The sequence below is a fragment of the Psychrobacter sp. DD43 genome (assembly GCF_904846555.1).
In the GTDB taxonomy this organism is placed as follows: Bacteria; Pseudomonadota; Gammaproteobacteria; order Pseudomonadales; family Moraxellaceae; genus Psychrobacter; species Psychrobacter cryohalolentis.
Genome location: NZ_CAJHBE010000004.1, coordinates 179439 through 206102, shown reverse-complemented (window position 1 = coordinate 206102; position 26664 = coordinate 179439). Strand labels below are relative to the sequence as shown.

The 26664-nt window shown below is 40.6% G+C and carries 27 protein-coding genes and 1 pseudogene; 6 read left to right on the top strand and 22 right to left on the bottom strand.

The genetic code is table 11. The features are described from left to right. The 3 genes and pseudogenes from JMX89_RS03780 to JMX89_RS03770 form a co-directional block, all read left to right on the top strand. A partial coding sequence (locus tag JMX89_RS03780; protein ID WP_201550889.1) for a DUF475 domain-containing protein occupies positions 1-426 on the top strand: 426 nt, incomplete at its 5' end. Positions 427-612: 186 nt separating this feature from the next. Beyond that, positions 613-1137, top strand: a complete 525-nt coding sequence (locus tag JMX89_RS03775; protein WP_133105000.1) for a TIGR00645 family protein — start codon at positions 613-615, stop codon at positions 1135-1137. 32 nt (positions 1138-1169) lie between these two features. Beyond that, positions 1170-1316, top strand: a pseudogene (locus JMX89_RS03770) (DUF411 domain-containing protein); the annotation flags it as partial. A gap of 183 nt (positions 1317-1499) precedes the next feature. Here the strand turns inward: JMX89_RS03770 and JMX89_RS03765 are convergent. The 7 genes from JMX89_RS03765 to JMX89_RS03740 all read right to left on the bottom strand — a co-directional run bounded on the left by JMX89_RS03765 (position 1500) and on the right by JMX89_RS03740 (position 7571). Continuing rightward, positions 1500-1847 (bottom strand): hypothetical protein, encoded by a 348-nt coding sequence (locus JMX89_RS03765; RefSeq protein ID WP_227672994.1) that lies wholly within the window; start codon positions 1845-1847, stop codon positions 1500-1502. Positions 1848-2245: 398 nt separating this feature from the next. After that, a complete protein-coding gene (locus JMX89_RS03760; RefSeq protein ID WP_201532246.1) occupies positions 2246-2701 on the bottom strand; it encodes a MerR family transcriptional regulator in 456 nt (151 codons plus the stop codon). Between the two features lie 150 nt (positions 2702-2851). Then, complete coding sequence (locus JMX89_RS03755; RefSeq protein ID WP_201532245.1) at positions 2852-3397, bottom strand: hypothetical protein; 546 nt, start codon at positions 3395-3397, stop codon at positions 2852-2854. 150 nt (positions 3398-3547) lie between these two features. Then, positions 3548-3682, bottom strand: coding sequence for a hypothetical protein (locus JMX89_RS12885; RefSeq protein WP_265088675.1), 135 nt, complete (start codon positions 3680-3682; stop codon positions 3548-3550). A 79-nt stretch (positions 3683-3761) separates the two neighbouring features. Beyond that, on the bottom strand, positions 3762-5165 hold the full coding sequence (locus JMX89_RS03750; protein ID WP_201550885.1) for a YjiH family protein: 1404 nt from the start codon (positions 5163-5165) through the stop codon (positions 3762-3764). Between the two features lie 98 nt (positions 5166-5263). Beyond that, positions 5264-6223, bottom strand: coding sequence for an arginase (locus JMX89_RS03745; protein WP_201550883.1), 960 nt, complete (start codon positions 6221-6223; stop codon positions 5264-5266). A 247-nt stretch (positions 6224-6470) separates the two neighbouring features. Beyond that, on the bottom strand, positions 6471-7571 hold the full coding sequence (locus JMX89_RS03740) for an ornithine cyclodeaminase (protein ID WP_201532243.1): 1101 nt from the start codon (positions 7569-7571) through the stop codon (positions 6471-6473). Between the two features lie 168 nt (positions 7572-7739). Here JMX89_RS03740 and JMX89_RS03735 point away from each other — a divergent pair, with 168 nt between their 5' ends. Both JMX89_RS03735 and JMX89_RS03730 read left to right on the top strand, forming a co-directional pair. Further along, positions 7740-8171, top strand: a complete 432-nt coding sequence (locus JMX89_RS03735) for an Lrp/AsnC family transcriptional regulator (RefSeq protein ID WP_020443938.1) — start codon at positions 7740-7742, stop codon at positions 8169-8171. 142 nt (positions 8172-8313) lie between these two features. Then, positions 8314-8472: a hypothetical protein gene (locus tag JMX89_RS03730; RefSeq protein ID WP_201532242.1), complete on the top strand. Its 159-nt coding sequence runs from the start codon at positions 8314-8316 to the stop codon at positions 8470-8472. Between the two features lie 44 nt (positions 8473-8516). On the opposite strand, the gene JMX89_RS03725 is transcribed toward JMX89_RS03730, so the two are convergent. The 12 genes from JMX89_RS03725 to JMX89_RS03670 all read right to left on the bottom strand — a co-directional run bounded on the left by JMX89_RS03725 (position 8517) and on the right by JMX89_RS03670 (position 21627). Next, complete coding sequence (locus tag JMX89_RS03725) at positions 8517-9191, bottom strand: glycosyltransferase (protein WP_201550881.1); 675 nt, start codon at positions 9189-9191, stop codon at positions 8517-8519. A gap of 44 nt (positions 9192-9235) precedes the next feature. Next, entirely contained in the window at positions 9236-10033 is a 798-nt protein-coding gene (locus JMX89_RS03720; protein ID WP_201550879.1) for a class I SAM-dependent DNA methyltransferase, read from the bottom strand. Then, the gene (locus JMX89_RS03715) at positions 10017-10877 is read right to left on the bottom strand and encodes a PIG-L deacetylase family protein (protein ID WP_227672993.1); all 861 of its coding nucleotides are present in this window, start codon (positions 10875-10877) and stop codon (positions 10017-10019) included. The genes JMX89_RS03720 and JMX89_RS03715 overlap by 17 nt, the downstream gene beginning before the upstream one ends. After that, complete coding sequence (locus tag JMX89_RS03710; RefSeq protein WP_201532239.1) at positions 10865-11953, bottom strand: acyl-CoA dehydrogenase; 1089 nt, start codon at positions 11951-11953, stop codon at positions 10865-10867. The genes JMX89_RS03715 and JMX89_RS03710 overlap by 13 nt, the downstream gene beginning before the upstream one ends. 19 nt (positions 11954-11972) lie before the next feature. Further along, positions 11973-13574 (bottom strand): trehalose-6-phosphate synthase, encoded by a 1602-nt coding sequence (locus tag JMX89_RS03705; RefSeq protein WP_201532238.1) that lies wholly within the window; start codon positions 13572-13574, stop codon positions 11973-11975. Beyond that, positions 13571-14356, bottom strand: a complete 786-nt coding sequence (gene otsB / locus JMX89_RS03700) for a trehalose-phosphatase (RefSeq protein ID WP_265088674.1) — start codon at positions 14354-14356, stop codon at positions 13571-13573. The genes JMX89_RS03705 and otsB overlap by 4 nt, the downstream gene beginning before the upstream one ends. 689 nt (positions 14357-15045) lie before the next feature. Beyond that, positions 15046-15777, bottom strand: coding sequence for a nucleotidyltransferase family protein (locus JMX89_RS03695; protein ID WP_201532236.1), 732 nt, complete (start codon positions 15775-15777; stop codon positions 15046-15048). Continuing rightward, a complete protein-coding gene (locus tag JMX89_RS03690) occupies positions 15770-17122 on the bottom strand; it encodes an XdhC family protein (protein ID WP_201532235.1) in 1353 nt (450 codons plus the stop codon). The genes JMX89_RS03695 and JMX89_RS03690 overlap by 8 nt, the downstream gene beginning before the upstream one ends. Positions 17123-17219: 97 nt before the next feature. Further along, positions 17220-19673 carry a xanthine dehydrogenase family protein molybdopterin-binding subunit gene (locus JMX89_RS03685; protein ID WP_201532234.1) on the bottom strand — a complete coding sequence of 818 codons (2454 nt, stop codon included), beginning with the start codon at positions 19671-19673 and terminating at the stop codon, positions 17220-17222. Between the two features lie 2 nt (positions 19674-19675). Continuing rightward, complete coding sequence (locus JMX89_RS03680; RefSeq protein WP_181209844.1) at positions 19676-20668, bottom strand: FAD binding domain-containing protein; 993 nt, start codon at positions 20666-20668, stop codon at positions 19676-19678. Further along, positions 20665-21345, bottom strand: coding sequence for a 2Fe-2S iron-sulfur cluster-binding protein (locus JMX89_RS03675; RefSeq protein ID WP_181209843.1), 681 nt, complete (start codon positions 21343-21345; stop codon positions 20665-20667). The genes JMX89_RS03680 and JMX89_RS03675 overlap by 4 nt, the downstream gene beginning before the upstream one ends. 138 nt (positions 21346-21483) lie before the next feature. Next, positions 21484-21627: a hypothetical protein gene (locus JMX89_RS03670; protein WP_201532233.1), complete on the bottom strand. Its 144-nt coding sequence runs from the start codon at positions 21625-21627 to the stop codon at positions 21484-21486. 294 nt (positions 21628-21921) lie between these two features. Here JMX89_RS03670 and JMX89_RS03665 point away from each other — a divergent pair, with 294 nt between their 5' ends. Further along, positions 21922-22164, top strand: a complete 243-nt coding sequence (locus JMX89_RS03665) for a hypothetical protein (protein ID WP_201532232.1) — start codon at positions 21922-21924, stop codon at positions 22162-22164. Positions 22165-22291: 127 nt separating this feature from the next. Here JMX89_RS03665 and JMX89_RS03660 read toward each other — a convergent pair whose 3' ends face one another. From JMX89_RS03660 to JMX89_RS03650, 3 genes are all read right to left on the bottom strand, one after another. Then, complete coding sequence (locus tag JMX89_RS03660) at positions 22292-23017, bottom strand: DUF3726 domain-containing protein (RefSeq protein ID WP_201532231.1); 726 nt, start codon at positions 23015-23017, stop codon at positions 22292-22294. Beyond that, positions 23001-24785 (bottom strand): hypothetical protein, encoded by a 1785-nt coding sequence (locus JMX89_RS03655; protein WP_201550877.1) that lies wholly within the window; start codon positions 24783-24785, stop codon positions 23001-23003. The genes JMX89_RS03660 and JMX89_RS03655 overlap by 17 nt, the downstream gene beginning before the upstream one ends. Positions 24786-24887: 102 nt before the next feature. Next, entirely contained in the window at positions 24888-26573 is a 1686-nt protein-coding gene (locus JMX89_RS03650) for a BCCT family transporter (RefSeq protein ID WP_201532229.1), read from the bottom strand. Positions 26574-26664: the final 91 nt, after the last annotated feature.

Here is a 26664-nt window from a genome sequence, read left to right as displayed (position 1 = left end):
CTTGAGGAAGACTTAGAAAATGAAGAGAAGGGTTCAGGTGCCGCAGCGACCAGCGCGATTATGAAGGGCGGTATTATTGGTTTCTTATACTTAGAAGTTCTTGATGCTTCATTCAGTTTCGATGGTGTGATTGGCGCATTTGCAATCACCAATGACGTTATTGTGATTATGTTAGGTCTGGCGATTGGTGCTATGTTTGTGCGTTCGATGACTATTTTCTTGGTAGACAAAGGCACACTTGATGAGTTCATCTATCTAGAACATGGTGCGCATTATGCCATTGGTGCTTTGGCAATTATTATGCTGCTATCAGTGAAATTCCATGTACCAGAGATTATTACTGGTTTGATTGGCATTGCCTTTATTGGTTGGGCATTGCTTGCTTCACTTAAGCATCGCAAGCAACAAGCAAAGGCGATTACTTAGTGTTGATTTTGTCTTAAGTTTAAACGCTAAGTTCAAATTAAGAAAAAGCGCTTTGGTAGAAAATCGTAGTCATGACAGGTTATATCAAGCGATTGGTATGACCTGTCTTCTGTCACGGATCACTTTCTATTGCCTAAGATAAGCATCTTACTTTATAACGCATATTCCCAAAAACAAGAGATATACATGCTAAAGAAAGCTGAACAAACATTAGAGAAAACCATATTTAATAGTCGTTGGCTACTAGCCCCATTTTATTTGGGGCTAGTGATCGGTATTGTTTTACTATTTATCAAGTTTTTCCAAGAACTATGGCACATGATTACCCATGTGTTTACTGCTTCTGAAGCCGATGTCATCGTCGGCACGTTGGCTCTTATTGACATGTCACTGGTCGCAAGCTTATTACTCATCATCATATTTAGTGGCTATGAGATCTTTGTCTCAAAAATTGATACAGGTGATCATGAAGATCGTCCTGAATGGATGGGAAAAATTGATTTCTCTGGTCTGAAACTTAAAGTAATCGGTGCCATCGTTGCCATTTCTGCCATTGATCTTCTCAAATCATTTATGGATATACCCAAAGAGATGAGCGATGCTGATGCTGATGTATTGATGTGGAAAGTGATTATCCATATGACGTTTGTATTATCTGGCTTGTTGTTTGCTTTGATGGATAAGATTGTCGGCGATACCAAAAAGCACTAAAAAATCTTTCAGTACAAAGTGTAGTGACATAATATATGGCACAGTTTTCAGAAAATCCACCCGTACAAGCAATGAGTCTTGTTGTAACGGGTATGCCTGTCGGTAGCCCCAGTATGGAGTATCAAGATAAGTTTGAACCGTATCAGATTATGCAGCGTAATAAGGATAGCACCACATAAGTCTACGCAGATATCGACTCGGTTCAGCAGAAATTATAGTCGGGTAGATATTTTGCCTATTGTCTGAATCTAATCGCTATAAACCAAGAGTATCCATTCAATTAATTGGTGAATTGAATGGATACTGATCAGAGGTTTTACTCTTTTTATATATAGACTTCATAGCTGTGAATGCCATAATCTTCAACTGGTAATTTTACGAACCAATAAAGTAAGTTTGTCTTTGCCATTATCAACTGTAGCTTCCTTATCATAGGCGACGGTCGTTTCATGTTCCGCAACATCATCACCAACTTTAAGAGCTGTAACGACTTTAGCCGTATGTTTATTATAGGGCTTTACTGTCAGGTTATACTGAAACTCAGTGTCAACAGCGATCGATGCCATCTCTTCAGCATTTACAAGCATGACAGGTGAAGCAATTAACTCACCATCTTTAAATACAGAGGTAGAAACTTTATAAGCATCAGCAGCAAAGCATGATCCTGACGCCAACACGGTAGCTACTAACAAACCTAATTTTACTTGCATCTTAATTTCCTTATTTATAATCAATGTATAGTCAATTCCAAATAAAACAGATACGTTATGTTCCAACGCAGTACTGGTATAAATTTTTCTGGCGTGCTGTGACTACGCTGACAGAGGCTGCGTAAAATTCATCCCAGTCCTACTGTATCGCTTTAATACTGAACTCACTATAACTATTCGACAATATTTATAGCCCACTAAAAATATGATATTTCATGCATTCTATAACGGAAGCGCTATACGTTGAAAGTGACACATTACTTATGTAGCGCAGTCGCTGTCTCTTTTAGCTAAGCAACTGCTTCACTTAATTAGTTTCTATAGGTTTGACATACATCTGCAGGTATTCACGAAAAAAACAGTCAGTCTTCAAGTTTGTGAAGTTCGGCAAACTTGAATTAAGACGGCGTATCATTTGGCAGTAGCTCCGCTATTCGTTTTTGCCATTCCTCCTTAGAAAGAAGCGTATTATTATTTGATTTCATTTCTTCTAATACCCTATAACGAGTAGTAAGCTGATTAATGACATTAGTAAGAGCCGCTTGTTCGCTTTTCGCTTGAGCAAGCTTTTCAGAAACGGCAAGCATTCGTTTATCGATACTGAAATTGCCATCGTAATAATCATTAAGACCATTCTTAATTTCATTGAGACTAAAACCGACAGCTTTTATATTTTTAATTATTTCAATACGCTCAATACATTCAGGATGAAACTCTGTATATAATCGTGACCCTGCCTGACGCTTACGAGATCTCAGCAATCCCAATTCATCGTAATGGCGAATAGTATCTTTAGTCGTATTGGCTTGTTTTGCCAATGCCCCTATCAATAAAAAGGCTGGATCAGATTTCATGTAATAATCTCGAAAAGGTACGTTTGTCTTATTTTAGACAAGTATACCTCAATGAAACCAGTGTAAACCGACTTCTTCTATTCAAAGTTATTTGCCATAACATTTCTTATGGCAAGAAGTGCGGTTCACGAGCCATGTCATGGTATTCCCTTATGTAATTTCATAACCATTTCCAATTAATACTTTATAGATTTCTAAAACCTCATCTAGAATCTTTATAGCCATCGTGTCATCTTTCATCATTTGCCACGGCTTACTAGAGCTTCTCCAATCGAAAGGCTCAAACTTGTCCTTAGCTGGCCACCAGCTAGAACTTTCAAACTGCTTATTTTTAATATTCTCGTTTAGCAATCTGTTTATTTTACTTTTATGTTCACTTGCAAATTCAGAATGTCTGAATTTTCCTAAAAATCTTACGCCCAAGCTTGGTTTATTATAATAATCTTGAAATTCAAAACAAATAATTCCAATATTTTCTATACTTCCGAAGCTAAATTTTTCATACTTATTATCTACTTTCATATTTCTTAGAATAATTTTTTGAGGATAGCTTTTAGCATTTAGGTATAAATCTAATTTAAGCTTTCCGACAAATTCTTTTTTCATTTTTTCAACATTATTATGGAAAGCCAGGCTAGCCTCTATAGTATTCTTATTTCGGCTCATAATTTCTAAAACTGTTTTATCCTCATTCATATCTCCAACCTCCCTAAACTGTTTTTTCTTGATACTCGTCTGTGAGGTAATATTGATGTTCTTAGCGCCCGCATCCTTGCGCCTATGGTTGCCCATTCTTTTTGTGCTGATAATGCTAAAGCTGTCCAAGTTATTTTGCCATATAGCGTCTTATACATTACAGGCTGCTCTATGGGTCAAATCGGTGTCTTGGCGCGGATAATAGCGACCAAACTTATGCAGTTGTAGTTGGTCAACTGGCTTTACAAAACGACAATCTTGTGAGTAGCTTGATGTTAATAGCAAAAAACCGCCTTGATAGGTGGTTTTTGCTGCTGATTTTTTTTGTTCAGACGTAATGCATCCAGTTTTCAGAAAATCCCATTTAAAAAATCATATGCGCACATAATGCAATAATTGGTAATGAAATAATGGTTCTTAATAGAAAAATTATTAATAACTGAAAAAAGCTTACTGGAATTTTGGTTCCTAAAATCAACCCACCTACTTCCGACATATAGATCAATTGAGAAACTGACAAACAAGCGATGACAAATCGAGTTAACTCTGATTCTATTGAAGAACCGATAATAGCAGGCAAAAACATATCTGCAAAACCCACCATAATGGTTTTTGACATTTCTGCTGCAAAGGGTATGTTCATTAATTCTAAGAATGGAATAAACGGCATACCTAAATAATCAAATACGGGTGTCTCTTCTGCAACGATTAAGCCCATCGTCCCGATTGCCATAACGACAGGTAATATGCCGATCCACATATCCAAAATATTTTTTAACCCATCGTTCAAGAAAGTAAAAAAGCTTGGACTCTTTTCTGCTTTGTGAACGGCTTTATGTAAACTATGGGTAAATAACGTTTTTCCTTCAGGAATGGTTTCATGATCTCTATCACTATTTTCTACTACATACGTATCGTCAATTTTAGATAAGGGAAATAACCTTGGTACGATTAAGGCACAAACAATACCGCATAAGGCAACCACCCCAATCATATTGAGAAAGTAGCTTTCTAGCTTAACTTGAGAGATGACGACCAAACAGAATGTAATCGAGACTGCTGAAAAGCTTGTCGCAATAACTGCCGCTTCTTTTTTAGTATAAAATCCGCCTTCCAGTTGTTTATCAGTTAATAATACGCCAATAGTGCCATCACCCAACCATGATGTTAGACAATCTACAGAGGACCTACCGGGTAAACCAAATAGAGGTCTCATTACTTTACTTAATAAGACACCAAAAAACTCTAATAAGCCAAAATCAAGTAATAATGGTAGCAATAATCCAGCTAAGAAAAATACGATGAAAAGTATTGGCATTAATTCATATAATATTAACCCACCAATATTATCTGAATATATAAATTCGTAACCATATTTAAAATAAGTAACGACAACAAAAAACGCACCAAGCATTCTAATAACAAGCCAAGGGGTCGTCACGTTCAGTAAATTATTTAAAAATGCATTATTTAGAATAAATGAAGGCTTCATGATTTTAGTGTATAAAGTACAACATAATGTAATCATAATGGAGATTACAACAAACAGTGGCAAAAGGTCACCCATGTAACCTTGTATATAATCCTTTAGCACAGAGATAGGAATGGTAAATCCTTCTGCATATGATACAAACTTACCATCTACATAGGGAATTGGAAATACGAAGAGCAACAGACCTATTATAGAGGGTATAAAGAATTTTAAAAACTGTCTGATACTGATATTGCTAACATCTTGACTTGAAGAACTAGATTTAATAATATCCATATTATTGTTACTCGCAGTCCATTTTTTAACTAGCCTAAAAAATATTTTAAATAAATATATTTAGGCTAGATGCTTTAACTTATTTTAAATATTTAATATTAGTAATTCTTTAAAAGAGACTGTGTAACTTTTTCTAAAATCTTAAATATTCTGGTTGAGTCATCTTTTGAATTGTTATACAAAGGATTTATTTCTGCCATTTCCCAACAGCATACTTTCTTATTCTTGATTAACTCTATGTTAAGTTGCATGGCTTGTTCATACGACAGACCATTCATTGCAGGCGTACCGGTTCCTGGCACATACAAAGGGTCAACGCTATCAACATCAAATGAGACATAAATGTGATCACAATATTCTAATTTTTTGAAGATTTCCTCTACTGTGGAACTGATGCCTTTTTGAGTGATTTCAGCAACACTATATAAAGGAATTTTATGCCTTCTAATTAAATCCATTTCTTCTTCTTGATAATCTCTAACGGCACAAAAAACCACATTTTCTGGCTTGATTGATGGTTCGCTTGATGCCATAAATTTCAATTTTTCCCAATACTCTGTTTCTTTTTCAGAGAGTTCGTTACGCTGACATTCCAGATTGTCAATGGCACACGCCATCGCTAAAGGCATGCCATGCATGTTTCCTGATCCACTGGTATATGGTGAATGAAAATCAGCGTGTGCGTCTATATAGACCACACCAATTTCAGCATCAGGATGCGCCATTTTTAGGCCATGCATCGTTCCTGCGCAGCTAGAATGATCTCCGGCTAAGACAATTGGGAATTTATTCTCATTTCTTATATCTTTTATTTTATGTGCTAACTTAGAGATAATCGGTTCAATCACATCAGCATATTTTGCATGCGCAAATTGTGATTCCCCCTCACTGTTACTATCATCTTCAATACTGTCGAATTGCAATTTTTCAAAATAATCTGCATTAAGCTCTTTTGATGACGCTTTTAATGCATCAATGCCTAGAGAGGCGCCTTTTTTATATCCTGCAATATCTGAATAAACTTCTACTATTCTTATATTTTTCATCATATCAGTCATGATTTTGTCTCTATTAAATAAAATAATTTTTTATATCATTTACATTAAATTTATTTTTATATATTAAAGCTCTTGAAAATTAGCAGGTATATTTAAATAAAAAACACATCCACAACTATTCAAGAGCCATACTAAATATAAATAAAATTCAAAAAAAACGTTGATTTTAAACGTTATACAAGATAAAAAGTACTTATCGTTTTGTAGTATTAATTACCGTTGTATCAATAGCGATTGTATTAATCACTTACGACATAGCCACAGATTCAGCTTCATTTGTCTCTGTGCTAAGATCTTTGCTATGATTTTTCACTACCGAATATAGATTTTTAGGATCAGCTTGTTGCGGGATTAGATCTAAAATCTCATATCCTCCCTGCTCTCTGATCAAGTCGCGTAAAAACACTAACGCTGTAAAGTCTTCTGATGCAAACCCAACGCCATCGAACACGACTAGATCATCATCTGACGTTCGAGCTTGCACTTCACCTTTGAGGATGCGATGAAACTCAGTAACAGGGAAGTCGCTTGATAGATTTTGGATTTCCCCCTCAATGCGTGTCTGAGGCTCAAACTCCACAATCACATGATCTGCTCGCATTAATATATTTTTATCCAGCTCTGTCTTACCAGGACAATCACCGCCTATCGCATTAATATAAACACCTTTTGTGATTATATCGTCTCGTAAAATAGTGGCATTGGTTTTATCAGCCGTACAGGTAGTAATAATCTCTGCACCTAAAACAGCTTCCTCTAACGTACGACAAACAATAACCTTCAGACCTGAGTCTGCAAGATTATCAGCCGTTTTCTGCGATGCTGCTGGATCAATATCATACAAACGAACTTCTAAGATACCCATGATGGCTTTCATACCCAAGGCTTGAAATTCAGACTGAGCGCCGTTTCCTATTAACGCCAGTTTTGTAACGCCTTTTGGCGCGCAATGTTTGGCCAGCATGGCTGATGTGGCAGCCGTACGTAATGCCGTCAGGATACACATCTCTGTCAGCAAAATAGGATAGCCAGTTTCGACGTCAGACAAGATACCCATCGCCGCCACGGTCTGCAAGTTTCGTTTGGTATTGATTGGATGACCATTGACATATTTGCAGGCAAACATCTCTCCATCGCTGACTGGCATCAACTCGATGACACCGTTTTTGGAATGTGAAGCAAAGCGAGAAGATTTTTCAAATTGATCCCAACGAAGAAAATCTTGTTCTAAGGCATCTACTAGATCTGTAATACATTGCTCAACACCATAATCATGAATCATTTTAGCCATCGCTTGTACACTAACGAATGGCACGCCTTCCTTGGGTGATACGATAAATTTAGACATTAATGCTGTTCCTTTTCATGAATGTTGTTTGTTGAACCGACAATTAATATCCTACCAACTATAATTGTCAGTTAAAATGTCAATAAGTTATTAAATATGGACGTATTTTTGACATATTGTTAAGTACTACTTAGCATAATGTCAAAATTCAATGAAGGAAGCATTTTTATGGCGTATTACACTTATGATTCTTTAGATAGCGAACTGATATCTGAACTTCGACAAGATGGTCGAGCAACCATCTCAAACCTTGCCAAAAAACTCAAAGTCTCTCGTGCCACTATCCAAAACAGATTGGATAGACTGATGCATAACGGCGCTATTTTAGGATTTACGATTCGAGTGCATGAGGCACTAGATAAAGAAACCGTCAAAGCGATGATGATGATTGAAGTGACCGGAAAATCTACGTCACAAGTGATTAGGAAGTTACGAGGTATACCGCAACTGATTAAGCTACATACGACCAATGGAGCGTGGGATTTGGTAGCAGAAATACACACCACAAGCTTGAGAGAATTTGATGAAGTGCTGCGTCAAGTCAGAGAGATTGATGGCATTCTTAATAGCGAAACCAGTGTTCTGCTTTCGAGTTTGTAATATAACTATACTCAGAAAAATATGTTCAGCGCAGCCTAATGTTCAATTCCCTAGTGAGGACTTGAATCTTAGGCTATAGGCTAAGGGTATCAATGGTTTGATGTAGTGGCATAATAAAACTGGACCGCTTCTAAGAGGTTAGATGAACCCAAAGAAGGAAAATAGCATAACCAATAAACGCGACCAATATATCCAAGAATTCAAACTTGAAGCTATCAGCTTAGTGGTTGATCACCAACGTAAAATACCCGATGTAGCAAACTCACTTGGTATTGGTAGATCAACTGTAGTGGTCAACTAATTTAGGACACCTGACCACTACAGTACAGTCTCATATTGCATATCTTAATGTAGATTGTTTTGTTCTAAACGGGTTAGAAATGCTGCAAAACCTTCAGTTGCTCGAGCCTGTAGTCGGCTACTGGTCATTACACGGACACGATTGCTCCAAGTGATGCCATAGCTTTGAGCTTCAAATCTACTAACCAAGTCCACATCCTCATGACAAGGTATAGATGCAAAGCCGCCAACAGCCAGATAAGCCTCACTACTAAAACTTAAATTTGCTCCATGAATATGATGGTGTCCCATTTTATCTTGGTAATGAGCGATATAATCCTTTCGAGTTTGCGGTGTTAACCGTGACCAACTGTCAACTTGCACTACGCCGCAAATCATATCTGTCGGCTGGTGGCTAATATGTTCAATCTGCTGTGCCAACCAATCCATAGTTACCACAGAGTCAGCGTCTGTACAGGCAATCCATGTGCCACCATTTGTGATCGCATGACGAATACCAATATCTCTCACCCTTCCCACACATTGATAGTCACAGCATAAGTAATCAATGCCAGCGGCTTTGACGATGGACTGCGTATTATCAGTACAGCTATCCAACACCACTAGCGGATACGCTTTAATCGTTGAGGGCAATTGCTCGATAGCGGTCCGTACTGATGCCAAGCATTTAGCGATGGTCATTGCCTCATTATGAGCGGGAATCACAATGCCAATTTTCATAGCCTATTCACCTCTCTACTCAGTTTTTTAAAACTTATACCCTGTTATATCAAGTTTTCTTGCATGGCTACCGAGCTTGGAGAACGTTGCCAAATATCTAATAAGAAATCATTGTCTATCACTTGGCTTTGATGATTGAATGCAACCTGATGCTTCTCATTATTTGCAAAATTAAAGGCATGGTGCAGGCGCTGATGTACAGTTTCACCTGTCATAGCAAAGCCATCAATAGCATAGCGCCAATGACAGCATAGCAATGTACCGCCTATAGCAAGGTTTTGCTGAGTCCAAGCGATCACCGTGTCAATATCATTGGGTGATAAATAATATAAAATCTCACTAATGACAATTAAATCAAAGGCTGGCTCTATAGTAGGTGTATCGTTTGATAAAGGAGAAGCCTCTATAATTGCCTCTCTTAAATTTAATAATCTATTAGGAACTACACCTTGAATGACCTTAACATGAGACAATTCTGCCAAGCGCTCTTTGGCAAGTTGCACTGCCCGTTCATTACCATCGATACTCACTAATGCCCGACAACGTTGAGATAATAACTCACTAAGCACGCCGTTTCCGCAGCCCAGTTCAATGGCATTGTTATATTGAGATTGGGGTAGTATCGCTAGACAAATATCACGTTTTCGTTTTTCATACCAGCGAGTTTGATACTGCCATGGGTCTGTGTTGTCATTATATAATGCGTCAAAATACGATTCTGAATAAGCAGGTGATTGGCACTTAGTAGCAGAATTATCGTCTAAGACAGTTTTAGCATAATCTAAACTGTCGACTAAGTTATCGGCATTCATTAATGGCTTAGGTTCAGAGGTGTGATTCATATAAATAAACCTCCCAAGGTTGGCTGATTCTAGCGATCGTTTGCGCGGATAAAATAGGCGGATTGCCCGTGCTGTCATCAGCAGTGATTTGACTTTCAAAGCAGGCAATGGCCTCTATTTTACGCTGTAGCTGCTCAGTGGTTAAGTCAACTCTCATGGCACAGTGCCAAGGAATACGGCTATCCGCAGGTTTTGCCCAATGCCATGCCCAAATCAACACTTGATAACAGACTAAATGATGCTGCTTGGCAAATGAGACCACCACTTGTCCAGTTGCTTCATGGTCAGGATGCCCGTCGTGCATAAAAGGCGTTATTAAAATATCGTTAGGTTGAATAATGGTGGATAGTTTCTGGTGAAACTGATCTTGTTGGGCAAAGACATTGCCATCTGTTAAGTCTAAAGCAATAGTCATAACTTGATGGGCCACACTCAATACTTCTAGCGCTCTAATACTTTCTTGTGGACGGATGATATTAAGCTTTTCTTGAGAATAAACGTGCGAGTTTGGATGACTTTGTGTGCCATTAGTCACGTGAATAAGAACGATAGGATTGCCATTCGCCGCCAGTTGTTGCAACAGACCGCCACAGCCTAGCACTTCATCATCAGGATGCGGGGCGAAGATACAGACACGCTGATGCGGGGCAAAGCTTTTTGCAATATCAAATCGAGGCATGTCTTGCAGGCCTGACCAGTTTTTCCAGGCATCTTGACTGGTGCCATCACCTTCAATAACACGGTCACCTACAATCGGATGGTTGCCTTCAGGAAAAGCAACATGGGTAGCAGCATTATCTTTGGTGGCAGGTTCTACAGCCTTATTAGATATTACAGTTGCCATATATTGTCCTGCCCATCAGTTAAGTCATTGGCTAAAATACCAGTTAATTCGCCGATTTTCTGTAAGTCAAAAGCGCCATGACTTTGGCGGGTAAACACGGGCAAATCTGTTGACAATCTTGCAAAATGGGCATTGCGACAAAATGGTGCTGCTCCCAATGCCTGCCCGACAACCTCCATTACTTGGCGAGCAACTTTCTCAACTTGTAATCTTAGCTGGCGTATGGCAAGTTCATGACTCAGCTGTGGCTGGCTATCTATTAAATCAGCAACATAATAAAAATACTGCTGAGTGACTGCCAATGCCGTACTAATTTGACCCAAATACATGGCTTTATAATTGTTTGGTTTCTGCTCATAGGCACTGATTAAGTAGTCTGCTAGGTAAGCGCTTGCCCCGTACCAGCAAGCAGCAACACCTGCCGCTCCATGCCAAAATCCCACACGTTCTAGATAAGCATTGGCTGTCCCAACTTGACAGGCTGTCACCTTACAAAACTGTAAAGTTGCTGTATCAGTGCCTTGCATCCCTATCGCCCGCCATCCCTCGTTATCAATCTCAATGCCAGTTTGCTGCATATCTACAATAAGTAATTGCGATTGACCGTTCTTATCACGATAGGTCATTAGCGCGCGATCAACAATGTTAGCGCCAGAACACCACTCTTTTGTACCGCTGATTTTACCCTGCTGATAATGAATAGGATCGGAATGACCCTCTGCTGCCCAAACAGCCCACAACCCTTGATCAGCTTTAGCATAGCCCACCTCATGTAAAATACTTAGCGCATCCAAGTGCGACTCAAACCATTTTGCAATCGTTAAATCAACACCTGCTACATAAGCCAAAATTTGCCAACGGATCAATGTACTTGATATTCCACCATTTACATTGGTAGCACCACTTGCCGGATGCGGGACTTTCTCGCTATAGGTGATTAAGGCTTTTAGAATGTCATGACGTAATGCATCAGTTAAGCCAAGCGTCCTAATGGTTTGATTATCAGTACGTATGATATTGTCTATACTGGCTTTAATCTCTGACAATAAAGGATTTGTTGCATCTAACGGTAGCATAAGGGTCTCCTAATCGTTCTTATGAGTCAGACATTTGGACTGTGGCAGGTTTCAAAATATCTGTTTGTCGCCTTTTAACATCATACAGATCATCTAAAAAACTCTGCTGCCAAGCTTGCAAGTTATCTTTTTGCAGTCCTTGCAGTAGCGATTGATAGCGTGACTGCCGCTCACCTAATGGCATTGTCAAAGCAATCCCTAAACCGTCTGTCATACTTTTTGGTTGATGTGGGTCGATAATGACTGCGGCTTGCATTTGCGCCGCTGCCCCAGCGTAACGTGAGAGCAATAGCACGCCAGGATTATCAGGATTTTGAGCGGCAATATACTCTTTGGCAACCAGATTCATACCATCTTTAAGCGAATTGACCCAGCCGATATCACTCTGCCAAAACATCGTCATTAGTGTCTCGTGGCTTATTACGCTTTCGTCATAGTTGATAGCTTGCCAAGTATCTGTAGAAGCATCTTTTGTATATTTACTAGGCAAAAACTGCTGATTAATATCATTAACAGCAGTTTTAACATCATGATGAAGTTGTTGATAAGCAGGCACATCTAAGCGACTAGGACAGGCGATTTGTAATAATTTCAGTTGATTCTGATAAGACGGATTTTGATGTAAAAAATTGTGATATGCCGAAAAACGCCTTAACAAACCTTTTGAGTAATCAATTCTATCTACTGCAATAATCTGCTGGGCGTTAGACTTTATGCTTTTTTTGTTCTGATGGGCTTTGACGTATTGTACTGAGCAATGCGAAGACAAGTGACTGACCTGTTGTTGGATTCTCTCCACATTCACACCGATTGGATAAGCCTTAACCACTAAAGAATGCTGGGATTTTAAATCTAAATTGAGCAGTAACTGCACATCAGATGATTTATATAGACTAGCAGCATGTTTGTCGTGTAAAACATTTATTGGTGAGAGCTCTGAAGAACATACTGCTAAAATCTTATCTGTTAAATAATATCTGCAAACCGCAAGACAGTTGGCTCTACCTTGATGAGTTTGTGTACCAATTACGTCATAATGAGCAAGCTGCCTAATGAGCTCATCGCTTTTATCAAGCGATTGCCAAAATGGCAATGAGACAAATGGGATGTGTAAAAAAAATCCGATACGATTGTGAATACCCAACTGCCTACAATGATATGCCACACTTAAAAAGTGATAATCATGAACCCAAATCACATCATCAGGCTTAATAATCTTCTTTAATTGCTTAGCAAAAAGACGGTTTACCTCTTGATAGCCTGCGTAATCCTCTGGTGTTTCATGAATTAAATCAGGTCGCTCGTGCAATAATGGCCACAATACATTATTGGCAAATCCACAGTAAAACTGCTGATATTGCTTAGTCGTAAAAGCAGTGGTCATATAAGTAATAGAGGTCTTACCCTGTGATATATCTATGCCTGATAAGACGGCTTGTTTGGTAATACTAAATTCATTAGAGAAATCATCATCAAATCTATTAACGATTTCACCATTCCAGCCCATCCAAACGACTGATTTTTCCATCAATACGTCTTGCAGTGCTATCGCCAGTCCGCCTGCCATTGGATTTTTATCAGGCATTTTAACCCGATTAGACAAGACGATTAAGCGGCTCATATCACGTGCCTCACTGTTTCTTTTGCTAGCATTGAATGCTCTTGGCAAAAGCCTAAAAAGCTATTCAGTAACATGGTGACCTCATGAGTATTACGTACATAGTAATTGGCATGCGTAGCCTCACTACCAACCTTAATCCCCATTCCTTTTAATGGCTGTGGTTGACTGACTATTATTTGATTTTCACCTTGTACAGCGATAAACCCTGCTTCATCCGTAATATCATCACCGATAAAAATAGGTAAAATACTATTACTACTCTGCATTCTTTTTAATAAAGTCAGAATTGCGCTACCTTTATCCACTCCTTTTGGCACTACCTCCCAAACACATTTACCGGATTTCAATGTCCAGTTAGCATGAGTTTTTAAGGCTTTTACCATGATGGTATAAGCCGCATCAGCCAAAACAGGGTTCTTTCGGAAATGGAGGGCGACAGAATAGGGTTTATCTTCTACGGTGAAGTCATCAAAGGGAATGCAAGATTGGATAATAGACTTTCTTATTACAGCAAGTTCCATGATGTCAACAGATACAACATGTGTCTCATTATGATCACTGATATCATCAAACGCTATTTCTAGTCCATGCGTTGCGGCAATCGGTAATGTTAAAGGAGACAGCATTTGCCTTGCTTCAGCCAAACTGCGTCCTGTTACGACAGCAAGTTTTACACCATGGCTTTGTATTTTTTGTAGAAGAATCAAGGTTGATGTTGGGATAACGCTGTCTTTTGGATTCAGTGTGAAATCAGCTAACGTACCATCTATATCTAGAAACAAATAATAATTTTGCTGAGGGCATAAATAGTCAGCAAAGTTTTTTGGTAGAATATAGATAGGTCGCCTATTTATGCTGGGATTTCTTCCTGAAGTCACGTTTATTCCCTTTTAATATGAGAACATTTTTCGCTCTAACACCACCTAAGTTTGAAATAATTTAGCTGCTAAAAGTTACTGGCGTTTTAAATATGGATTTATAGGAAGGCCACTATTAAGCAACTAAATCTAATAAGAAGTGTGCCATAGCTCCAGTAAAAATCTAGTGACCAGAGTGTGCTGTTTGACGTGAGTTCTGTAACTCATTAAACACGGTTGCCATTTATAGCAGGTCGCTATACATTGTATGTAATTCAATGGCGCTTAGCTTTTCGCGTAGTGCGCTCATTTGTAACTTTCAGCTTTTGTAATAGGCTACTTTCTCTTTATCCTCTAAGCTGTTTTGATAAGTAAAATCTTCCAATAGCATTAAACAATTTGTAATTAACTTGAGATTATTTAATGATAGATCCTCATACTTACCCAAAGCATGCAACTTGATTTTTGAGCGTAATTCGAATAATCCCAAACTACAGCCCCATATTTTTTAATCAGTTCGTCCCTTGATTCTACGCTACTCTTATCATTTTCTTTCATCGCAACCCTCAAACTATATGCTCCTGTGCTTATAACTACCCATTTTTTATAAATGACTAAACATCAAGCCAATGCTGTTGTCTGGCATAAAAAAGCTGTTTGGGCGTATCGATATCATAGCTAAGTTGATGGTTTATGACCGTACTTAACTGATTGGGCGGTAAGGCTCTAATCAAATAGCGCAAACCTTTATCCCCTATCAGTGCTGGTTGCCACTGTTTGAGACGCTCAACATTAATGACTATCGGAAGACCGGTGATATTATTTTTACTTGTATCAGTAGAATACGCTTTATCTACACATTGATAACGACTAGCGACCACTGTGCTTTTGAACGCTAATAATTTTTTCAAATGCTCACTATCTAATAATACTTGATCTACCCCCATGATTAACACTCGATTAATCAACGAGACTTTCAAGTTAGTCAGAGCTTCAATACCAAGAGACAAGCTATGCGCCATACCCGTTTTAGGTATTAAATTAATCACGGTATAGATTATTGGATTTTGACGGACCAACCCATTAATCGCATTGGTGATTGCTGGTTGATCTTGAGGAATGATAACAATAACGGCAAGAGGCTTTGTGGCTAATGCTATTTTAGTCATATAACAGATGAGAGGTTCGCAATGCTTGCTGAGCAGTTGCTTAGATTGACCAAGACGCTCGCTCAGACCACTTGCCAAGATAATAACAGCGTGGTCTTTTTCATCATTTTCTGTACTGCTGGGCAATGGATTTTTGGTTGGTAAAATAGAATGATTAGTATCAACATCGCTAGTCATGGGCGTAATCATTTTTATAATTATTGAAGACTGATTGCTCTGAGGTTTGAATAGTATATTGGCTATTTGGCAGTAATGCTTGCGGCGCGTGTCCATGAATCACCGCGCTCATTTGTGCCATGATACTGAGTGCCAATGCTTCAGGTCCATCCCCACCCAACTTATAACCAATAGGATAATGCAGTTTACGAATACCATCCGCTAAAATATGTGGGTTAGCACTTGTCTCACTAATTTCTTTGATTAAACGCTCAGTACGATAGCGAGGTCCCAGTTGTCCAAGATAACGATATTGAGCAGAATGCTCTAGTAGTACGGCTAGTCGGGCGCGGTCTTGGGCCAGACTATGAGACATCACAGCAACGGCGGCGCCAGCACTGAGATTGAGCAATGTTTCACTATCATCCAAAGCCACGCACAGTACTGAGTCTGCTTGGCTAAAGCGCAGACGTGTTGCATATTGGGGTCGACTGTCTATGACGGTGACATACCAATCTTGTAGCTTTGCCATTGTCACCAGCGGTAGAACATCGTTACCTGCCCCGCAAATCACTAATCGTGTCTGTGGGTAAATCTGCTGCAATAACCACTCACTCTCATGTTGCCGATCACCTGTGGCTTGTAGCTCTAGGTCGCTCGTTAACTTAATGTATTCAGCATTTTTTTTATGAAACTTATGCTTTGATAGTTTTTGAATGGCATTTAACAACATATCATCTATAAACGTATTCGAATCGCTTATCATGTTGCGGTTCAAATATAAATCGGTCAGACTTCCTGTCTTTAAATACGTATCTAAATAAATGCGGCTACCAAATTGCATCCCCATTCCTTTAATCTTTGCACTATCCAACCTAATAAGCGTAGCAATGGTTGCTGGCTGTTGAGTATGACGAACCTGACGGATGAGATCAAGTAATGATATCGCTGTCGATAAACGCTCAAATAAGACATGTATTCGTCCATTACAACCCAAGCCAAAATTGAGCTCGCCGTATAAAAAATCGTCTTCAGACATATCTGCATCTTTAATGCTAGCACTATCATCGTCTACAATAGACAAATCAGAGTCACCATTTTTATGATATCCAATATCATCACCTGTCTGGTAAACTTGTATATTCGCACCGTTTCGAGTCAGCCAAAAGGCACGTTTGATAATATGCGGCTCAAGGCAGCCGCCGCTAATCATCCCAACCGAACGTCCATCGGCGCAGATAAGCATCATCGCACCCGGCTGACGGTACGCCGAGCCTTCTGTACGAACCACGGTGGCTAATACAGCATCGATGTTTTGTTGTGTTGCTTGCTCAGCAAGGTCAAGGATATCAGCAGCTTGATTCATAACGTTCCTTATAGACTTATCAATAAGCTTAGAGAATAAGCTAAAAAAACCCGCTGTTTAATCGGATTTTTTTAAGCAAAACAGTATTTGATAAGAATCAATCTGGCAGTTGGTCAATAAGCTTATCTAGAGTAATGGGGAAGTCTCGAACCCGGATACCGACCGCATTATAGATAGCATTTGCAATCGCTGCTGCAGCGCCTGAAATTGCTGTTTCGCCAATCCCTTTGATATGCATTGGGTTGGTATAACGATCATCTTCTTCTAGCAAAATAACATCCAGTTGCGGTACGTCAGCATTAACAGGAATATGGTATTCAGAGAGGTCATGATTACACAAGCGCCCGTCATGTTTATCATGGATAACCTCTTCCATCAAAGCTGAACCTATACCAAAAACCATACCACCATAACACTGTGAAGTAGCGGTTTTTTGATTGAGGATACGCCCTGAGGCAAATACGCCCGTCATACGCTTGACTCGAATCTCACCCGTCACTCGGTGCACAGCGACTTCTGCAAAATTGGCACCGAATGAAGATTGGCGATGGGTTTTTTCATTTTTACCCGGTTTAATCTTGCCTTTAGCACTTAACTTTTGGTCGTCATATTGCGCGATAATATCGGCTAGTGAATAACTATTATGGCCACTAAAATCATATCTACTTTGTTTAGCCTCCTGCTTCTCCGGCAAGCGTTCCAATACAGATTCAGGGAGAGGCACGCTCGTTTTTTCTGCTAACTTCTCTACAAGTTCAGTGGCGACATCCTTACCAGATTCAATGATAGTCTCTGTTACTGTAACTTCATGCTCTCCTATTTCGCTGATCTGACCGTCATTTAGCTGGATAGTGTCGGAGTATAGTCCAACTTTGTCTGCCAGCATTTCACGCAATTGCTGACACGCCAGATAAATACTGCTACCTGAGCTTGCCGCACCCATGCTACCGCCTGAACCAACGGCTGGCGGCATACTAGTATCGCCAAGTTTCATCTCAATATGGTCAACCGGTAGACCAAGTAGATCAGCAGCAATTTGGGTAAATACGGTATAAGAGCCCGTACCAATATCGGTCATATCTGTTTCAATAATGGCTTTAATCCCAAGCATTTTTGAGTCATCGATTTGTAGGGTTGCTCTTGCTTCAGAAAGCTTTAACTGATTACCACGGGCAGCGGCAGCCATACCGATACCCAACCACCAGTCTCCTTCTAAGCACTTGGCGGGCATCTTATTGCGTTTCTCCCAACCAAACTGCTCAGCCCCTTTTTCCATACAGGCGATCAGCTGCCGAGTTGAAAAAGGTATTTCTTTACTAGGATCCTGATGAGGCTCATTACGGCGGCGTAGCTCTATAGGATCCATATCTAATTGAATGGCCAACTCGTCCATTGCACATTCAACAGCAATTAACCCCACCGCTTCCCCAGGGGCGCGCATTGAACCTGATAATACTTTATTGACATCAACCATCTGATAGTCGACCTGACGATTTTCACCACGGTATAGATAGTGAGTAGACAGCGCTGCAGGCTCAAAGAAGCTCTCACCGGGTAAGTTACTAGTGATGGTATTATGGATAAAAGTATTAATAATACCGTTTTTATTACAGCCGATGCCAATCCGTTGACGCGTATCTGAGCGCCTTATGGTGGTTTCCATGACTTGCGGGCGAGTCATCACAATCAATACCGGACGCTTAAGCTCTTTTGCAGAAATGGCCGCGGCAATCGATTCAGGTGCAATACCAAGTTTACTGCCAAAACCGCCACCAACGTAATGAGCAATCAGTTGCACATTATCTGGATCCAAATTTAAGGCATCCGCCACTTGTTGTTTGCAAGAGGACAACATCTGATTGGCCGTATACAAGACTAACTTTTCATCCTCCCAATAAGCCAATGTAGCATGTGGCTCCATGGGCGAACTACTCTGGCTTGGCGTATGATAAATCTGATCAAACGAAACCTCAGACTCTTTAAGTCCTTGCTCTGGGTAGCCCTGCTTATAATTCTTGTCCGAGCCTTTTTTTTCATCAACCGAATGCGCATTTCCCAATGCTGAGCTGAAATCTATCACAGCATTTGCTGTTTCATCTTCATAAGTCACCTTGAGGGCTTTTGCGCCTTCAGTAGCCGCTTCAAAGGTTTCAGCGATTACGGCAGCTATGGGCTGACCATGGTAAAAAATCTCAACGACGCCTTGAGTGGGTGCTTTTTTCTCCCCGCCTTGCTGAGCGTTACGCAAAAAATGCTCGGGATCAGTAACCACTTTAATAATACCTGGAATCGCCTCCACTGCATGGCTATCGATGTGCTTCACCTTGCCTTTAGCAATGGTCGCACCAACTAAGACGCCGTAAACCTGTCCTTCAATATAAAATTCTGCGCTATAAGTCGCTTGTCCACTGACTTTCAAGGAACCGTCTACACGGTTGATAGGTTTACCAACCAATTGACTGGCAGTTTTATCAAAAAGAGTATCAACTGGGTTATCCATGGTCAGTTTTTTTGTGGGTTCTGATGGCAGTACTGCGTCCAATAGTGACATGATTATGCTCCCTTACCCGTTAGTGCGCGCTCAATAACTTGCTTTAACAAGCGACGCGTCAGCGGTATCTTAAAGTCGTTCTGACCATTACCCTTGGCATCTTTTAATAGTAAATCTGCCGCTTGCGAAATAATGTCGACATTACCGTCTGTACCTATGAGTAATGCTTCAACCGCTTCATTACGCCAAGGTTTAGTGCCGATACCACCAAATGCCAAACGTACCGTTTCTAATTTTTTTTGATTATTAATATTGATTACTGCCGCGCATGACACTAAAGCAAAGGCGTAAGAGGCGCGATCACGAACTTTGTCATAAGTGTGCATGCCTTTCACTGGAGCTGGGAGAACAATATGAGTAATCAGCTCCCCTGTCTCTAAGACAGTTTCGATATTTGGCGTGTCTTTTGGCAAGCAATAGAAGTCTTTAATCGGAATCTGGCGCGAGGTGCCGTCTGCTTTGAGCGTCTCAATAGTGGCATCGAGTAAGCGCATCGCTACCGCCATATCTGATGGGTGCTGAGCAATACAATCATCACTTGTTCCTAAGACAGCAAGCGGACGATTTTCACCTTTAATAGCGGGACAACCAGAACCAGGATTGCGTTTATTACAAGGACTATCGGGCTGATAAAAGTAGTAACAACGGGTGCGTTGTAATAGGTTGCCGCCTGTAGTGGCTCTGTTGCGCAATTGACCTGTCGCTCCGGCTAAAATTGCTCGAGAGAGTACAGGATAGTTTGCAATCACAGTGGGATACGCCGCTAAATCACTGTTCGTCACCAGCGTGCCGATGCGTAATCCACCATCAGCGGTAGTCTCTATTTGTTGCAGCTCCAAGCGCGTAATATCAACCAATTTTTGAGGAGTCTCAATCTCAATCTTCATTAAATCTAGTAAATTGGTGCCACCGGCAATAAAAGATGCATCCTCAGGCGTGGCAAACATCACGGCTTGTTGCGGTTCAAGGGCACGGATATATTCAAAGCGTTTCATGAACGTTCTCCCTTAGCACTGGCAGCATTGGGAACATTAGCAGTTTGCTTTACCATTGAATGACCGCCAATTTGTGCCTCGCTAGGCGGCGGCGACCAAATACCACTAATAGCTACATCAGCTGGGCTATTATTAGGCGCATCGTCGGTCACTGAAGAAGAGTTTGATACTTGCTTTTCAAGTACCTGTGAGATGGCTCTGATAATATTAGGATAGGCTGAACAGCGACAGATATTGCCACTCATGCGCTCAGCAATTTCTTGTACTAGCAGTCCATTAGGATTTTGCAGATCAGTAGTCACATGACTTGGCCACTGTTGTTTGATTTCCTCTATCAATGCCGTTGCAGAACAAATTTGTCCCGGCGTGCAATAGCCACATTGAAAGGCATCATGGTCTTTAAAAGCCTGTTGCAATTCTGATAGCGATTCAGGTAGTCCGATACCTTCAATGGTGGTAATCTCATCACCATCGTGCATGACCGCTAATGTCAAACAAGAATTGATTCGTCGCCCATTAATAATCATAGTACAAGCGCCGCATTGCCCATGATCACAGCCTTTTTTTGGTCCTGTGATATGTAGATGGTGACGACATACATCCAGCAATGTCGTTCGCGGGTCAAGATTATCAAAATCATAATCCTGCTGATTAATCGTTAACATTAAATTAGACATGCTGGCTTCTCGCTGGCAAAGGATAATAAAATATTAGATTAGGTCTTGTAACTAGTCTATAGATTAAATGTTAACTGTTAACTACATTCAGTTATTGCTGTTGTGTTTTTCGGGACCATGAGATTTTGGTAATTTGAACTACGAACCCATAATGGGCGCAGTTCGATTAATTTCCGACTGCGCTACTTGTTCAGGTGATCCTTGCGCTACAATTTTTCCACCTTCATCACCAGCGCCCTGACTGATATCAATAATCCACTCGCTACTTATGGCAACCTGCATATCGTGCTCAACCATAATAACCGTACTGCCAGTGTCAACAAGAACATTACAATCACCTAGTTAGCTTTATCAGTACCAGTCAAAATACAAGAATGTCGTATCTCTAAAGAAGATTGGAGCAGTTAGTAACAGTCGTAACCTTTCGTCAAGTTTCATAAAGCTACGCAACGTCATAATCCTTTATCATTTCCTTTGTCGACAGAGTAAGGCTTCATCAAGACATTTTGTTTGATGGTAAGTCTTGCTTCTTAATCAATAATTCATGTTTGAATACGAATTTGGAAGGAAATGATAATGAAAAACACAATGATAAGCGCTATTGTAGCTGCTACCGTTTGTTTTGCTATGATTGGTCAAGCAAGTGCTGCACCCGCGCCGCATGTTGCAAAACATCATGTTACCCATACAAAGCAACATAAAGCTCCTCAGACAGTAATGGTTAAAAAAGTTGCACATAAGAAGGTTGCACATAAGAGAGTTGTGGCTCAACACCATAAACCTGCACCTAAAGTCGTATATGTTCAGAACCGTCGTTAATTAGCATACATTTAATGGTATTATTTGATGAAAAAATAGCTCCTAGTTAGGAGCTATTTTTTATTGTGTTATAGGTTGTAATTTCATCTATGGTCGTTTGAGCAGCAACGCGTGCTTGCTCTATAACCTATATACCTCCTGCCCCTTTACTTGATGCCTCACTGTTTTCGACCAATATTGCTGCAGCGCTTTTTTTCAGAGTTGCCCACTGCCCATCATCAACATAAATACCTTCTTTCCATGCCCTTTGATGGGTTGCATACAACTCATCTGTTGATACTTTACGATCAAAGTACTGAATATCCTGTTCAATATCAAAGTTGGTTGTTGATAGCTCAATGACCATGTCATTGGTATTATAATTTGCCTGCGCTTCATTAAAAAAATATAGATCAGGATAAACAAATCTTTTATCTAAAGTAAATATCGTATGCTTGGGTGCGCTACCATTGTCCCACTTCGCCAAACAAGCAATGCCTTTTGCCGCCAGTTTTGCAAGCTCACTATAAGCCAGCCAGCGGTTATGACAATTTTGCAAATACACTTTAAAATGATTTCGACTGCCCATCTTTTCAATCACATAATCCATCACTGCCGGTAAATGACAGACCAGACTGCTCCCATGCAAGTCTAATCTGACTTCACCCTCGCCTTGATAGATGATATCAATCGCAACATCACGTTCAGACAAAATAAAAGGACTGGCATTATTGAAATGCAAAATACCATTTAGACCAGCCATCTGTAGCTCAGCTACCATGGAAGCAATAAGGTCAGCTTCGCCTACTTCACGTTGCATGCCCAAAAAAGCTTTATTCACCATGGTCACTATTTCGTTATGCGATACGATCATGGGTTAGCCCTCTTTTCGGTACAGATAAATTTGGTAACAAAGGAAATAGCCACTCATTGCTGTGTACTTCAGCAAACAAAGGCGCACCTTGGAATAGCGTAACACGCACCCAGCGATCTGATCTTGGATCGAACTTAGTCGCGCCAAACATAGACAATTTACAGCGTAACAAATGCATTGGTAATGCCGTTTTTTGCAGCACATTAATCTGAATATCGCCCATCTTTTTATGCCCCATTGTCCAGACGCGTCGAGCAATAGAACGATACTTTGGTTGCTTTAAGATAAATTCTGATAACAATTGCTGTGGATCCGCTTGTTGTAATGCCAGATATAAAGTGTTCGCCTGCCTACCAATATCTAACAGGAATTCCTTATCATCGCCACGCTCTTGTCCACGCACACCCATTCTTGGCTCTTCTTTATCTTCTGAGCGATACCAGAACCAATAGACATTATCTTCTGCCTCAAAATCAATACTTATCGCCCATTGATAACGCGCTTCTAATACGTCAATCAAATCTTGTACGACTTTGCCACCGGGCAGCGACATGGTTTCATCAGCATTGGCTTGCCCTGCAAACGCATCAACAAGCTCAGGATACAGCTCCATCAGACAAGAGGTAATGACCTCTTGGCTCTCAAAACTAAGGTACGCCTGACGCTGTAAAAAATCAGCCCACGTAACACATCCTTCAATCTCGCTCATAAAGTTATTTTGTAGCTTATTCAGCTCATCAACGACGGTACTATTCAGTAGAATTTGCGGCTCATTGATAGTGACCACTTCAGAGAAATGCTGGATAGCGCGCTTCATTAAATGTGAAAGCTGCTGGATTTTACTATTGGTATTGTTATTGTTATTGTTATTGTTATTGTTATTGTTATTGTTGTTGTTGTTATTGTCATCTTCAATATCACAGACCAACACTGCTTGTAGCGCGCCTTCACGCGCACTCAGCCATTGATCAACGACACAAGGATGGTTAATAAGATAAGGTGCCATTCCAAGACCAGTCGCATTACCTATGCCCAGATACTGCTTAATCTCCGGATGCAAGCTGACTGCTTTAGCACCACCCTTTTTCTGAGCCAAATAATCGACCCAGTCAAGGCTAAACTCTCGAATGAGATACACGGCACACATCTGGGCGCGAAAAGATTGATTAAAATCCTCGCTGTGATCTAGTGGTTTAAAGTCATAAATACCAAATTTGCCATTGCCATAAACTGCCGTGGTACGCAGTATATAACCTACTTGCGCAAGTACGTCCAAATCAGGCTGCTGACCTTCAGCAAGTGAGCTGACAATATGATCAAAGACCCGTACGCTTTTGTTGGCACGTGCCAGCACCATCACCATGTTAGAGTTACGACCCGCTTCTTGTAATGGCACATTGGCTTTTAGGTTTGCCAGCAGCTCGTCCCCTATTTCCCCGTAAACCAGGGCAAATGTAACATCCCATTTTTGCGCAATGACGCGATCATTACGTTCTTCATCAGCAATCTGATTGCAAAACACCACCAGATGATAAACGTGCTCAGGGGTTTGCAAACGATAGATGACCTGTCCATAGCCGTCGTTATCTAAATCCCACAGATGCTTGCTTAATGTCCAATGCTCTTTGTCGATTTTGCGCAATAACGTACGGACGAAGCTAATACGCGTTTGGTGCATAGCGCCGAGTCGTTCAGAATGCATCACCACCTCGGGTGTACGGAAGCTGACTGCATCTAGCTTATCGTTGTTTGGCAAAGTATGTTCCATATAACTATCACCTTCAATAATGTGTTGAACCAACCACCTTTTAATACTGTAGATTTGCGGTTTTTATGAGCAAATAAACTATCAGCGATAACAAAGCGCTACCTAATCAACTTCTTTACCAATACTTTTTTCGACAAGTTGCTCTTCGATAAGCTGATGGGCAGTCTCCACCCTATTAGGGCGATAAAGATCTTGATCTCTTGCCATCTGCTTGGCAATTTTTGGTCCATTCCACAATGATGGCAGCAAAACAAAGGAGACAGGCACCGCCGTAATAACAATAAAGGATTGTAACGCCGTCACCCCGCCTGCACCAAGTGAGATAAGAACAATCGCCGTGACCCCCATCATGATGCCCCAAAAGGTACGAATGATAGCATTTGGCTCTCTCTCACCACTGATAACGACACTGATGGTATAGGTCATCGAATCACCAGTAGTAACAATGAAAACCATGGTTAGAATGATAAACAATAAGGAGGTTATCAAAGGAAATGGCAGCTGCTGAGTAATGGCAAGCAGTGCACCTGGAAGATTAAAGCCTTCAAATGCTGTACTCACACTACCAGGATTGGCAATCTCAAACGCAAGACCTGAACCGCCGATGACTGTGAACCAAAAGCAGGTAACCAATGGCGCCAAAATGCACACGGTCGTAATCAATTCACGAATCGTGCGACCGCGTGAGATACGAGCGATAAATATCGCCATCATCGGGCTATAACCCAAAAACCAACCCCAAAAGAAAACCGTCCAACCACCAAGCCAAGCTTCATCACCGCGATAGGTTGCCATCGGGATAAAGTTTTGCACCATGGTACCAACACCTTGAATATACCCATTAACAATAAATTTGGTAGGACCAAACATCAAAATAAAGACCATCAGACCAAAGGCCAATATGACATTAAAGCGACTGAGCAGCTGCATACCTCGAGCAAGACCACTAATGGCTGAGAGCGTATAAAGTGCAATAGCAAAGATGATAATGATAAGTTGGGTAGTAAAGGTATCAGGAATACCAAACAGCGTATTCAACGCATAGCTGGTTTGTAATCCCAAAAATCCAATAGGACCGATCGTACCGGCAGCAACCGCGACAATACAGCAAGCGTCGATAATTGCACCCGTTTGACCTGTCAGCACGCGTTCACCAAACATAGGATATAAAAGTGTACGCGGTTTAAGCGGTAAGCCTTTATCATAATGTAGATGCATCACTACAATAGCAGTCAAGCTACCGACAATTGACCAAGCTAGAAATCCCCAATGCATAAAGGATTGAGATAGCGCATTGAAAGCGCGTTGTTGGATATCAGCGGTTTCAGCATAAACAGGCGGTGCGCTAACGAAATGAGCGATAGGTTCAGCGGCTGCCCAAAAGACGCCGCCGCCAGCGAGCAGCGTACAGAATAAAATCGCCATCCATTTAAAACCGTCCATCTCAGGCTTCGCTAGATTACCTAAAATGACGCGTCCTGTGCGACCTGCGCCGACTGCTAGTGCAATCACAAAGGTCGCTAACAATAATATTTGCCAAAAAGGACCAAAGACCGTTGCCGACCAAGAAAATCCGATATTGATTAATTTTGCCAAGCGCTCTTCAGCAAAGATGGCCATAAGAACAAACACAATGATAAAGCCGCCACTGTACCAAAATGCTGGGTTTTTTAGCCCTAAAGTATCTGATGGAGTCTCTACATGCATTAAATTATCCGCTATCTTATCGGTTTTGTGAGAGCGTCCTTGCTCATGTTGCTTACTGTTAAATCCTTTTAAATCAGCCATGATGTAATTCCATATGATAATGTTGCGTCATTTAAATTGGCGTTTTATCTAAACCGTCTTACCCATCTATACTTTAATGCTTGTGACTTTC

Bases quoted from the DNA above. Each gene is read 5' to 3' on its own strand.
- JMX89_RS03765 (WP_227672994.1), bottom strand. From the start codon at position 1,847: ATGCAAGTAAAATTAGGTTTGTTAGTAGCTACCGTGTTGGCGTCAGGA.
- JMX89_RS03670 (WP_201532233.1), bottom strand. From the start codon at position 21,627: ATGCAGGTTGCCATAAGTAGCGAGTGGATTATTGATATCAGTCAGGGC.
- JMX89_RS03660 (WP_201532231.1), bottom strand. From the start codon at position 23,017: ATGATCGTATCGCATAACGAAATAGTGACCATGGTGAATAAAGCTTTT.
- JMX89_RS03735 (WP_020443938.1), top strand. From the start codon at position 7,740: ATGGCGTATTACACTTATGATTCTTTAGATAGCGAACTGATATCTGAA.
- JMX89_RS03740 (WP_201532243.1), bottom strand. From the start codon at position 7,571: ATGTCTAAATTTATCGTATCACCCAAGGAAGGCGTGCCATTCGTTAGT.
- JMX89_RS03715 (WP_227672993.1), bottom strand. From the start codon at position 10,877: ATGGCAACTGTAATATCTAATAAGGCTGTAGAACCTGCCACCAAAGAT.
- JMX89_RS03695 (WP_201532236.1), bottom strand. From the start codon at position 15,777: ATGACTAGCGATGTTGATACTAATCATTCTATTTTACCAACCAAAAAT.
- JMX89_RS03680 (WP_181209844.1), bottom strand. From the start codon at position 20,668: ATGAAACGCTTTGAATATATCCGTGCCCTTGAACCGCAACAAGCCGTG.
- JMX89_RS03730 (WP_201532242.1), top strand. From the start codon at position 8,314: ATGAACCCAAAGAAGGAAAATAGCATAACCAATAAACGCGACCAATAT.
- JMX89_RS03685 (WP_201532234.1), bottom strand. From the start codon at position 19,673: ATGTCACTATTGGACGCAGTACTGCCATCAGAACCCACAAAAAAACTG.
- JMX89_RS03775 (WP_133105000.1), top strand. From the start codon at position 613: ATGCTAAAGAAAGCTGAACAAACATTAGAGAAAACCATATTTAATAGT.
- JMX89_RS03705 (WP_201532238.1), bottom strand. From the start codon at position 13,574: ATGAGCCGCTTAATCGTCTTGTCTAATCGGGTTAAAATGCCTGATAAA.
- JMX89_RS03665 (WP_201532232.1), top strand. From the start codon at position 21,922: ATGAAAAACACAATGATAAGCGCTATTGTAGCTGCTACCGTTTGTTTT.
- JMX89_RS03675 (WP_181209843.1), bottom strand. From the start codon at position 21,345: ATGTCTAATTTAATGTTAACGATTAATCAGCAGGATTATGATTTTGAT.
- JMX89_RS03650 (WP_201532229.1), bottom strand. From the start codon at position 26,573: ATGGCTGATTTAAAAGGATTTAACAGTAAGCAACATGAGCAAGGACGC.
- JMX89_RS03690 (WP_201532235.1), bottom strand. From the start codon at position 17,122: ATGAATCAAGCTGCTGATATCCTTGACCTTGCTGAGCAAGCAACACAA.
- JMX89_RS03745 (WP_201550883.1), bottom strand. From the start codon at position 6,223: ATGACTGATATGATGAAAAATATAAGAATAGTAGAAGTTTATTCAGAT.
- JMX89_RS03755 (WP_201532245.1), bottom strand. From the start codon at position 3,397: ATGAATGAGGATAAAACAGTTTTAGAAATTATGAGCCGAAATAAGAAT.
- JMX89_RS03710 (WP_201532239.1), bottom strand. From the start codon at position 11,953: ATGCTACCGTTAGATGCAACAAATCCTTTATTGTCAGAGATTAAAGCC.
- JMX89_RS03655 (WP_201550877.1), bottom strand. From the start codon at position 24,785: ATGGAACATACTTTGCCAAACAACGATAAGCTAGATGCAGTCAGCTTC.
- JMX89_RS03750 (WP_201550885.1), bottom strand. From the start codon at position 5,165: ATGGATATTATTAAATCTAGTTCTTCAAGTCAAGATGTTAGCAATATC.
- JMX89_RS03725 (WP_201550881.1), bottom strand. From the start codon at position 9,191: ATGAAAATTGGCATTGTGATTCCCGCTCATAATGAGGCAATGACCATC.
- JMX89_RS03720 (WP_201550879.1), bottom strand. From the start codon at position 10,033: ATGAATCACACCTCTGAACCTAAGCCATTAATGAATGCCGATAACTTA.
- JMX89_RS03760 (WP_201532246.1), bottom strand. From the start codon at position 2,701: ATGAAATCTGATCCAGCCTTTTTATTGATAGGGGCATTGGCAAAACAA.